At 70.9% G+C, this 12,135-nt stretch carries 3 protein-coding genes; all 3 read left to right on the plus strand.

What is annotated here, in order from left to right; all coding sequences use genetic code 11:
- Positions 1-2,463, plus strand: a 2,463-nt coding sequence (locus ACFWPJ_RS12710; RefSeq protein WP_378850277.1) for an SDR family NAD(P)-dependent oxidoreductase, incomplete at its 5' end; no start/stop codon positions are given.
- A gap of 14 nt (positions 2,464-2,477) precedes the next feature.
- Positions 2,478-7,715: an amino acid adenylation domain-containing protein gene (locus tag ACFWPJ_RS12715; RefSeq protein ID WP_378850280.1), complete on the plus strand. Its 5,238-nt coding sequence runs from the start codon at positions 2,478-2,480 to the stop codon at positions 7,713-7,715.
- A 160-nt stretch (positions 7,716-7,875) separates the two neighbouring features.
- Positions 7,876-12,135, plus strand: a 4,260-nt coding sequence (locus ACFWPJ_RS12720) for a condensation domain-containing protein (RefSeq protein ID WP_378850283.1), incomplete at its 3' end; no start/stop codon positions are given.

Below are 12,135 nucleotides of genomic sequence, written 5' to 3' on the forward strand. Positions count from 1 at the left end.
CAGGGCCAGTTCGCCAAGGAGATCCGCGTCGCCTACCCCGCGCACACCTCGATCGTCGCCGAACTGCGCGCCGAGTTCGAGAACCTGCTCGGCGACGAGATGAGCGGCACCCACTTCTCCGAATCCGAGATCGCCTGCTACGGCGCGACTCTCGGTGAGGCCATCACCGCCGACCTCGCCCACGACGAGTACTGGTACTGGAACCTGCGCAACCGCGTCCGATTCGACCGCGCCGTCATCTCCGCGGGCAGCGACGGTGTCGACCTGCTGATCGAGATCGCCGAACACCCGGTTCTGCAGCTGGCCCTGCAGGAAAACCTCGGCCTTGTCCCGAACCGCCCCGGCCTGCCCCCGCGCGACTTCCGCGTACTCGGCACCTCCCTGCGCACCGCGAGCGGCCTGTCCGAGTTCACCCGCAACCTGGCCCAGGTCGCCGTCCTCGACGCCGACTACCGCTGGGACGCACTGCGTGTCGACGACACCGTCACCCTCCCGCTGCGCGATTTCCCGCACACGGTCACCGCGCCCAAGCGCCTGTGGGCGCCCCTCGGCGCACACGAGACCCCCACCGAACTCGTGGTCACCACGCCGAAACCGCAACGGCTGGTCGAACAGTGGACCCCGCTGCAGCGCCGGTCGCTGACCGCGCCGCGCAGTCTGCTCCTTGTCGACCCGACGGGCGATTGCGCCGAGCTGGCCGCCGCACTGGTCACCGCTGCCGACCGCCATGGCGCCGACGCGCGCGTTCTCGCTCCGAACGGACTCGGGGCTGCCCACGTCAGTCGGCAGAATGCTGACACGAGCGGCTCGACCGCAGCGACCGTGCCGGGTGCACAGGCGAACGGTGCGGGGCCGCTAGGTGCGCAGGCGAACGGCGCGAGCGTGCCGGGTGCGCAGGCGAATGGCCGGGCAGCGCTCGACGGCACCACCCCCGGTGGCCAGTCGGCTACCGACGCGCCCGCTGCTGACACCGTGATCATCCTGCTCCCGCCGACCGCCGCCGACGACAGTGCCGGTGCGGTCGACGCGCTGACCGAGTTCTTCGCCGAACGTGTTTGGGCCCCAGCGCTATCCGCACTGCGCCCCGGCGGCGAGTGCTGGCTGCTGACCGTCGGCGGCGAGACCGTGCACGACGGCGATCCGGCCCCCGGCCTGTTCCAGTCGGGCGTCACCGCCGGATTCCGCAGTGTCGGTATCGAACATCCCGGCATCCTGTTCCGGCATCTCGATCTCGCCGCGAACGAACCCGCGTCCGCGCAGGCCGCCAAGATCGTCGGCGCCGTGCACTCCACGGGTGAGGCCGAGCTGGCGCTGCGGTCGGGCAAAGTGTTCGTGAAGCGCCTGGTTCCCGATACCGCCGTCGAAACAAGTTCGCTCGGAACCGATCTCGATCATGTCGTGATCGTCGGTGGCACCGGCCAGCTGGGTCTGCGTTTCACCGACCATCTCGCGCGGACCGGCGCCGGTCGCGTCACCCTGCTCAGCCGCAGCGGCGAAACCGAGGCGCTGGCAGGCGAACTGACTCGCCTGCGTGGTCTCGGCAGCACCGAGATCGTGGTGCGAGCCTGCGACGTGAGCGATGCCGATGCGGCCGCCGCCTTCGGCGCCGAGATCGCCGATCGCCCGGTCGACCTGGTCATCCACGCCGCCGTCAACTATGTCAACGCCGAACTCGACCAGATCACCGCCGACGATGTCCACACCGCCGCCAGCGCCAAACTGCGCGGCTTGGACAACCTCGTCGACGCCGCACCGCTGGCCGGCAACGCCCGTGTCCTGCTGTGCTCGTCCATGGCGGCGACGCTGGGTGGCCGCGGCCAGATCCTGTACGCGGTGACCAACCGCATGCTCGACGTCGCCGCCCGCAGGCTGCGCGCCCGTGGCATCGCCGCGGCCAGCCTGCAGTGGGGTCTGTGGAGCGTGGCCGGTCCGCTCGACGACGCCGGTTTCGCCCGCGTGGAAGAGGCGGGCGTGTTCCCGATGGTGCCCGCCGACGCGATCGAAGCCGGACTCGCCGAGCCCGTCCGCGACGGCATGATCATCGCCGCCGATTGGGACTTCCTGCGCGAGGTGCTCGGCGCCTTCGGGCAGGACAGTGTGCTCACCGGTCTGGAGTCGAATTCGCCTGTGCGGCAGTCGGGTTCGTCGGCGACCGCCGTGTCTGTCACCGGCGATGTGCCGACCGTGCAGGTCGCGGCGCCGGCGAGCGCACCGGCCGACAGCGCCCCGCTCGACCTGCGCATGCGGACCGAACTACTCAAGGTGATCGGTGGCGACAGCGCCGAATCCATCGACGCCACCATGCCGTTGGTCGCCCTCGGCCTCGACTCGTTGCAGGCCTTGGACTTCCGCAAGCGGGTCAAGGCGGAACTGGATCGCGATCTGCCGGTCGCGGCGATTCTCGGCGGCGCGTCGCTCGACGATGTCGTGCTGCTGATGGCACAGAACACCAACCAGGGCTGAGGGGCCGAAAGAACATGTCAGACACCGAAGCCACCCTGTCCGTCGCGGAACGCCGCAAGCTGCTGCTGCAGCAGAAACTGCGCGCGAGCGGCATGGCCGCCGCCACCACCGAACCCGTCGCCGTGCCGCGGATCGCGGCGGGCGAGCGGCGTCCGCTCACGCCAGGCCAGCGCCGCATGTGGTTCCTGCAGACCCGCGACGCCGACGACACCGCCCTCACCATCTGCGTCGCCTACCGGCTCACCGGCCCGCTCGACGCCGACCGGCTGCACGCCGCCTTCGACACGGTGGTGGCCCGCCACGACATCCTGCGCAGCACCTACGGCGCGGACGCCGACGGCGAGCCGTTCCAGGTGTTCACCGACGACGCGCGCGCCGAATGGCAGACCCACGACCTGACCGACCTCGCCGAATCCGGTCGTGACCTGCGGGTGGAGGTGCTGGCCCGGCGCGAGTTCGGCCGCCCCTTCGCCCTCGGCACCCAACTGCCGCTGCGCGCCACCCTGATCCGCACCGGTGCCGACGAGCACGTGGTGCTGTTCGCCATCCACCACATCTGCTGGGACGACGACTCCTGGGCCGTGTTCTTCGCCGAGCTGAACGCCGCCTATCGAAGTGCCGGTGCTGCCCCGGCCGACACCGTGCAGTTCGCCGCGATCGCACCGACCGCGGAACCGGCTGAAGACGACGTCGCCTACTGGCGGGATGCCCTGCGCCCGCTGCCCGAGCCACTCGAGTTGCCCGGCTCCGCCGCCGCCAACCCTGGCCGCAACGCCCAGCGCCGCACCCACCGCCTCCCCGCCGACCTGGTCACCCGCACCGAGCAGTTCGCGCGCGAACAGGCCGCGACCCCGTTCATGGTGCTGCTGGCCGGTTTCGACGCCCTCGTGCACCGCTACACCGCCGCCGAGGACTTCCTCGTCTCCATCCCGGTGACCGACCGCCCCGCGGGCACCGAACAGCTCATCGGCTACTTCGGCAACACCCTGCTGCTGCGCGCCACCCTCGGCGCGCGCGACGACTTCGCCCACCTCGTCGCCGCTGTGCGCGACACCTGCGCCGGCGCCTTCGCGCGACGCGGCGTCGGCATCGATCGTGTGGTCCGCGAAGCGAACCCGGACCGCGTAGCCGGTCGCGACGGCATGGACCAGCTGGTCCGGCTCGGCTTCAGCGTCCGCAAGAGCGCCGACGGTTTCGCCATCGACGGCGTCACCTCCACCCAGCTCGACCTTGGCGCCGCGAGCGCGCAGGTGCCGCTGGCGCTGGCCATCGTCCTCGAGGACGACGGCACCGCGGTGGTCGAAGCCGAATACCAGACCGACGTGCTCACCGAAGCCATCGTCGACCAGCTGCTCGTGCACTTCGGCCAGCTCCTCGACGCCGCGCTGCGCGACCCGCGGCGCAGGCTCGGCGACCTCGACATGCTCGGCGCCGCCGACCGTGCCGCGCTGCTGGAGCGCTCGCACGGTGTGCTCGTCGACCAGCCCGCGACCACCCTCGTCGCCCTGCTGGAGGCCGCCGCTGCCGCCACCCCCGACGCCATCGCCCTGGCCTCCGACGACATCGAGCTCACCTACGGCGCGCTGCACGCGCGCGCGAACCGGTTGGCGCACTGGCTGATCGGGCAGGGCATCGGCACCGAGGACATCGTCGGCCTGCGCCTGGGCACCTCGGTGGAGTTCATCGTCGCTGTGCTCGCGGTGCTGAAGGCGGGCGGTGCGTATCTGCCGATCGACCCGGCCTACCCGCAGGACCGGATCGAGTACCTGGTCGAGGACGCGAACCCCCGATTGCTGCTCGGCGCAGTCGAATTGGCGGCCGCGGAGTCGATGGCGGCCGAGCTGCCCGCGACCGCGCCGACGGACGCGGACCGGCGGCGCCCGCTGCTGCCCGCGAACCTCGCCTACGTCATCTATACCTCCGGCTCGACCGGCAAGCCCAAGGGTGTTCCGGTGCCGCACTCGGCGATCGCCGAACACATCGTCTGCTTCACCGCCGACTGGAACATGACCGCCCAGGACCGGCTGATGCAGTCCTCGTCGGTGAGTTTCGACGCCTCGCTGGTCGACATCGCCATCACCCTCACGGTCGGCGCGCAGCTGATCGTGCCCAAGCCCAACGCTTTCCGCGATATCCGCTACGTCGCCGACCTCATCACCCGCCGCCAGGTGACGGTGCTGCACATGGTGCCCTCGATGCTCAGCACCTTCCTGTTGATGCCGGAGGTGAGCGAATGGCGGTCGCTGCGCCAGGTTCCCGTCGGCGGCGAGGCGCTGCCCGGTGAGGTCGCCGACCGGTTCGCCACCACACTCGAGGCCGAACTGGGCAACTACTACGGCCCGACCGAGGCCGTGGTCTGCTCGACGCACATGCCGGTCGAGGGTCCGCAGGGCACCGGTGTGGTGCCGATCGGCTTCCCCAACCGCAACGTCTACACCTACGTCCTCGACGAGGCGCTGCAGCTGGTGCCCGACGGTGTCGTCGGCGAGCTGTACCTGGGCGGCGACCAGCTGGCCCGCGGCTACCTCGACCGCCCCGCACTGAGCGCGCAGCGTTTCGTCGCCGACCCGTTCACGCCCGGCGCGCGGCTGTACCGCTCCGGTGACCTGGTGCGCCGCAACAGCTTCGGCGAGCTCGATTTCGTCGGTCGTGCCGACGAGCAGGTCAAGGTGCGCGGCTTCCGCATCGAACTCGGCGAGGTCGAGGCCGCGATCGCCGCGCATCCCGCCGTCGCCCGCTGCGTCGTCGTGGTGACCGAGGACCCCGCCATCGGCGCCATGCTGGCCGCCTACGTGGTGCCCGCCGAGGGCACCGTCGACCTCGAGCAGGTGCACGCTTTCGCATCCGGCGCGCTGCCGGAGTTCATGGTGCCCAGCGCGTTCGCGGTGATCCCCGAGATCCCGCTGACCGTCAACGGCAAGCTCGACAAGCGCGCGCTGCCCGCGGCGACCCCCGCCGTGGTGCGCACCCACCGCGCCCCGGCCACGGCCACCGAGCGCAAGGTGTGCGCCCTGTTCGGCGCCCTGTTCAACCTCGACGAGGTCGGCGCGGAGGACTCGTTCTTCGAACTCGGCGGACACTCGCTGCTGGCCGCGCGTCTGGTCGCCCAGGTGCGGGCCGAGTTCGGCGTCGAGCTGGACGTTCGCGTCGTCTTCGACAGCCCGACCCCCGCTGCCCTGGCAGCCAACCTGGTCGCCCGCTTCCTGGCCGAATTCGATATCGATCTCGATGCTGTCGACTCCGATTTCGGCGACGAACCCGCTGCGGACCCGAGCGTCGGTTCAGCTTCCGACGGGTCGGCGGGCGCTGCCGCTGACGGCGAGTCGGCTCCCGCCGGCATCGGCATCGCTGAGGGAGATACGGCCGCCCTCGCTTCGGGCGCCGACTCACTCGCAGGCGCCGACTCACTCGCAGGCGGCGGCACCAGCTCTGCGGCAGGTTCCAGCGCCCAACGATCCGCTGTCTCCGCTCGTTCGAGCCGCCCGGAGATCGGCGGACGCGCGCGCGGCGAGCGGATTCCGCTGTCGTACTCGCAGCTGGCCATGTGGTTCCAGTACCGCATGGAAGGCGCGGGCTCGGTCGGCAATCTGCCGCTGGCCATGCGTTTCGATGGCGCCCTCGACATCGCCGCACTGCGTTCGGCGCTCGACGACGTCGTCGCCCGGCACGAGTCTCTGCGCACCACCTTCCCCGAACACGACGGCGTCCCCTACCAGGTCGTGCACCCGGCCACCGCGGTGCCGCTGCCCATCAGAGAGATCGTCCCCGGCGAGCTCACCGCGGAACTGGCGGCCATCGCCGGCTACGCGTTCACCCTCGACGGCGAGCCGCTGATCCGCGCCGAACTGCTCGTGCTCGACGCGGACACCCACGTGCTGTCGCTGCTGGTGCACCACATCGTCGCCGACCACGCGTCCTTCGGCGTGCTGCTCGACGACCTCACCGTCGCCTACCGGGCGCGCGGCGAACAGGGTGACGCGCCGGGCTGGAGCCCGCTGCCGATCCAGTTCGCCGACTACGCCCTGTGGCAGCGTGAACTGTTCGACCAGACAACGCCGAGCGAGTTCGCGCAGACCCAGATCGAGTTCTGGCGAACCCAGCTGGCCGGTGTGCCCGAGGAGATCGCGGTCGCCCACGACCGCCCGCGTCCGCCGGTGCTCGGTAAGCGCGGCGAGGTGGTCACCTTCTCGCTGCCGGCCACCGTGCGGTCGGGGCTCGAATCGCTCGCGATGCGCAGCGGCGCCACCGAATTCATGGTCTGCCAGGCCGCGGCCGCCACGCTGCTGCACACCCTCGGCGGCGGTACCGACATCACCCTCGGCACCCCGGTGGCGGCTCGTACCGATCCGGCGACCACGAACCTGATCGGCCTGTTCGCCAACATGGTGGTCCTGCGCAACGACCTGTCGGGCGCACCGACCTTGCGCGACACCGTGACCGGTGCCCGCAATGTCGTGCTAGACGCCAACGCGCACCAGGAACTGCCGGTCGAACGTCTCGTCGAGGCGCTCAACCCGCGCCGTTCCCGCTCACGGAACCCGTTGTTCCAGAGCATGATCCACTTCCGCGGCGCCGACTGGGCACCCACCACGCTGCCGTTCGCGTCCTCGGGCGCGTCGACGGTCACGGTGCTGCCCGCCGACTTCGACGTCTCGTTCCTTGACCTGAACCTGAGCCTGAACGTGACCGCCGACGGCGGCATGGACGTGCGCGTCGTCGTCAACGCCGACCTCTACGATCCGGCCACCGCGGCCCTCATCGCCGACGCGCTCGCCGCCACCCTGCGCGCCTTCGCCGAGACCCCTGACCTGCCGGTCGCCGACCTGCGGGTACTGCCCGCGGCGGACCTCGAGCGACTCCTGGCCGCCCCGGCGCCGGTCGCCGCGACCGCCGTCGCCACCGACGCGGTGGCAGGCTCCGACACCGAGCGCACCCTGATCACGCTGATCGAGGAGCTGCTCGAGATCGACGACGTCACCGGTGAAGACAACTTCTTCGGTCTCGGCGGTGACAGCGTCATCTCCATCCAGTGGTCGGCCCGCGCCGTGGAACTCGGCCTGCCGCTGACCCCGCAGCTGGTGTTCGAGTGCGCCACGATCACCGAACTCGCCGCCGCGGTGGACGCCGCCGCGCCGGTCGACCAGGCGAAGGCCGAAGAGCCCGAACAGGTTACGCACGCACCGATGAGCGCATCCGGACTGGACTCGGACGCCCTTTCCGCGCTGACAGCCGCGTGGTCCGCACAGGGATGAGCGGTTCGGCGAGCAGGCACCAGCGCTCGATGTCGTGCGACAACACGGCATCGAGCGCGGCGCGGCGCGCGGATTTCGACATGAGCCGCCCCCGACGCGCGGCAGACCGGCGGCCGTGGCTCCGGCACAGCACGACCAATCAGCTAGGAGAGGACGCAGCATGAGTGCGCCGCAGATCGAAGACGTACTCGCGCTGAGCCCGCTGCAGGAGGGGCTGTTCTCCCTGTCGCGGCTGGCCGGGACCGAGATCGACCTGTACACGATGCAATTCGTGGTCGACATCGACGGACCGCTCGACACCGACCTGCTGCGGCGCAGCGCCCAGGCGATGCTCGACCGGCATCCGAACCTGCGCGCCGCGTTCTGGGACACCGACGTGCCCAAGCCGGTGCAGATCATCCCGTCCCGCGCCGAACTGCCCTGGACCGAGCGTGGCGCGCGGACAACGGAATTCGACGCGATCGCCGAGTCGGAGCGCCGGGTGCCGTTCGTGCTCAGCCGCGGCCCCGCGCTGCGGGTGCTGCTGCTGAACGTCACCGACGCGCCCGCACCGCGCAAGCGGATGATCCTCACCGCCCACCACATCCTCATGGACGGCTGGGCGGTCGCGGTGTTCTTCACCGAACTGCTCGCCGTCTACCGCGCGGGCGGCAGCCTCGACGGCCTGCCCGCCCCGCGCCCCTACCGCGACTACATCGGCTGGCTCGGCGCCCAGGACCACGACGCCGCCGCCCGCCGCTGGGCCGACTACCTGCGGCAGGTCAGCGCGCCCCTGGTGCTCGCCGACGGCACCGGCGATCGCGGTTCCGCAGTGCCGCAAACGACGCGACTTCGCCTGTCCGCCACCGAGACCGAGCAGCTGAAGCAGTGGGCGCGCGCCAACGGCATGACGCTCAATACCGCCGTCCAGTTCGCCTGGACGCTGCTGCTCGGCCGGATCACCGACCGTCGCGACGTCGTCTACGGCACCACCATCTCCGGCCGCCCCGAGAAGCTCGCCGGCGTGGAGGGCATGGTCGGCTTGTTCATCAACACCGTGCCGGTCGTGCACCGGCTCGACCCCGCCGAGCCGGTGGTCGCGCACTGCGCACGCCTGCAGCGTGATTCGTCCGCGATGCGCGACATCGGCTACCTCAGCCTGTCCACCCTGCAGCGCGCGGCCGGGCACGGCGCCCTGTTCGACACCCTGTTCGTCTTCGAGAACGCCCCCATCGACGACGCCATCCAGACGGTCACCGCCCCCGACGGCGCGCAGTTCCGGCCGATCGAGATGGAGAGCCTCGCCCACTACCCACTCACCGTGGTCTCGCACCTGAGCGAGGGCGACCTGCTCGTCCTGGTCGAGGCGATCCCGGCCCTGCTCGGCCACCTCGACCCCGCCGACCTCGGCGAGCGCCTGGTCACCGTGCTACGCACCCTGCCGCAGCTCGACGCCGAGGCTACCCTCGACGCGATCGATCTGCTCACCGCCGACGAACACGCTGAACTGCATTCGGCGGCAACCGATATCGCGCCAGCTTTGACGGCGACTCCCTGGGAGCTGTTCGCACAGCAGGCCACCGCGACGCCGGATGCGGTCGCGCTCACCACCACCGCCGGCGAGGTCTTCACCTACCGCGAGCTGCACGACCAGGCCTGCCGCATGGCGGGGGAGTTCGCCGCCCACGGCGTCGGCCCGGAAACCGTTGTCGCCCTGATGCTCCCGCGTAGCACCACGTCGATCATCGCCGTCCTGGCGACCTTCGCCGCAGGCGCCGCCTATGTGCCGGTCGATATCTCGCTGCCTGCGGGCCGCATCGAATCGATTCTGCGCCAGTCGAACCCGGTGCTCGCCGTCGTCCTCGAGAAGGACCACGCTCTGCTTGACGGTGTCACCGTCGGTTCGACGGGCGCCGTGCTCGGCGCTGCGAATGCGCCAGGCTCGCAGGACAGCGCGGGTTCAGTCGCCGACACGGCGGACGGTGTGGGATCGGCTGCCGAAGTGCCGGACAGCACCGGGGTGGCGGCCGCCGGCGATCGGCTCGGCAACGCGGTTGTGCCTTCGAGCAACGCTGGTGATGACTCGGCGTTGCCCGACCAGCGATCCGTACAGGCACTGGTTATCGACGATCCCGCCGTCGTCCAACGCATCGCCGCCCGCCCCGCGCAAGCCCCCGCGGTCCGCCGCGAACTCGAGCACAGCGCCTACATCATCTTCACTTCCGGTTCAACCGGCGAGCCCAAGGGTGTCGTCGGCACCAATGCCGCACTGGCCGGCTACTTCGCCGACCACCTCGAGCGCTTCTACCGCCCCGCGATGGCGAAACTCGGCCGCCCGCTGCGGATCGCGCACGCCTGGTCGCTCGGGTTCGATGCCTCCTGGCAGCCCATGGTCGGCTTCTTCGCTGGTCAGGCACTGCACCTGTTCGACGCCGAGGAGATGCGCGACGCGCACCGAATCGTCTCCGGCATGGCCGAATTCGGCATCGACATGATCGATACCACCCCGTCCATGCTGGCGCAGCTGGCGGCGGCGGGCCTGCTCGACCGCGACCTGCCGGTGCTCGCCCTCGGCGGCGAGGCCATCGACACCGCCCTGTGGGCGCGACTGCGCGCCCTGCCCGGCACGGCTGTCTACAACTGCTACGGCCCCACCGAGACCACCGTCGAGGCCGTGGTCGCGCCGGTCGCCACCTCGGAGATCCCGACCATCGGCACCGCCAACGGCGGCATGGCCGGGTACGTGCTGGACTCGCGCCTGCGCCCGGTGCCGCCCGGCATCGTCGGCGAGCTCTACCTGTCCGGCGTGCAGCTGGCCCGCGGCTACCTCGGCAAGCCCGCCATCACCGCCGATCGCTTCTGCGCCGACCCGCACCGCCCCGGCCAGCGCATGTACCGCACCGGCGACCTCGTCCGCAGGCTGCCCGGCGGCCGCTTCGGCTACCTCGGCCGCGCCGACGCGCAGGTCAAGGTGCGCGGCTACCGCATCGAGGTCGGCGAGATCGAGACCGCGCTGCGTCGCTCCGCCGATATCGACACCGCCGCGGTCACCGTGGTGCGCCGCGCCGGTGGTGCGTCGCTGGTCGGCTTCGTCGTCGGCAAGGCGGGCCGCGCGGTGGTCGTCAGCCGCGTGCGCGCCGATCTGGCACAGCGCCTGCCCGCGTACATGATTCCCGCGCGGATCGTCGTCCTCGACCAACTCCCGGTGAACGTCAACGGCAAGCTCGACGGCCACGCCCTGCACGAGCTCGCCACCGAAACCCTCTCGGCCGCCGACGGCAATGCCGCCGCCGAGACCCCCACCGAGATCGCGCTGAGCGAGGTCTTCGCCGAACTGTTCGACGGCCGCGCCCCCGGCGTCGACGCCGACTTCTACGAACTGGGCGTCGACAGCATCGTCGCGATCTCCCTGGTCAACAAGGCCCGCCGTCGCGGCATCGCACTCAACCCGCGAATGGTGCTGGCCTGCCCCACCATTCGCGAACTCGCCGCCGCCGCGGACGACGGCCCCGCGGTCGCCGCCCAGTCCGGCGCCGACGCCTACGGTGTGGTGCCGCCGCTGCCGGTGGTCTCCTGGATGTACGAGTACGGCAACTACCGCCGCTTCACCCAGAGCGCGCTGCTGCGCCTGCCCGCCGGAATCGACCGTGCCGGACTGGATTCCACGCTGCAGGCGTTGATCGACGCGCACGACACTCTGCGCGCCGTCCTCGCCGACACCCCCGACGGGCCGCGCATAGTCACCCGTCCGCCCGGTGTGGTGAACGCGTCCGATGTCGTGATCGAGGCGCCCCGCGGGCTCTCCGGTTCCGAACTCGACTCGGCCATCACCGAATTCGCGCGCGTCGCCAACGACGCCATCGATCCGCGTGCGGGCGAGATGGTTCGCGCGGTGTGGTTCCCCGGTTCGACGGCGGCCACGAACGGTGGTACTTCTGCCGACTCCGACGCGACCGCTGTGGTGACAGCCACGGACTGCGGTGGGGACGTGACCGCAAACTCGGGTACTTCAGCTGGGGCGGACGCAGCTGAAGCCGATGGGGCCGGGGCGGAAGCGACCGCCGATCAAGGCGACGTGTTGTTGCTGTCGATCCACCACCTCGCCGTCGACGTGGTCTCCTGGCACATCATGATCGATGGCCTGGCCGCCGCCTGGCAGCAGGTCCAGGCAGGTGTCACGCCGAAGATGCTGCCCGAGTTCACCTCCTACCGGCAGTGGTCGGAAGCCATGTGGCAGCGCGCGAGCGAACCGGAAGTGCTGGCCCAGCGCGACTATTGGGCCGCCCAGGTCAGCGCCCCCGACGCCGCACTCGGCGCCCGAGTGCCCGCCCCGGCGACCGACACCTGGTCCACCCTGCGCGTAAGCTCGGTCGCCACCCCCGTCGCGGTAACCGAACGCCTCCTCAACCGCGTCGGCAAGGACGAGGGCGTGCGCGAGTTC

Source organism: Nocardia sp. NPDC058497 (genome assembly GCF_042720195.1).
GTDB lineage: Bacteria > Actinomycetota > Actinomycetes > Mycobacteriales > Mycobacteriaceae > Nocardia.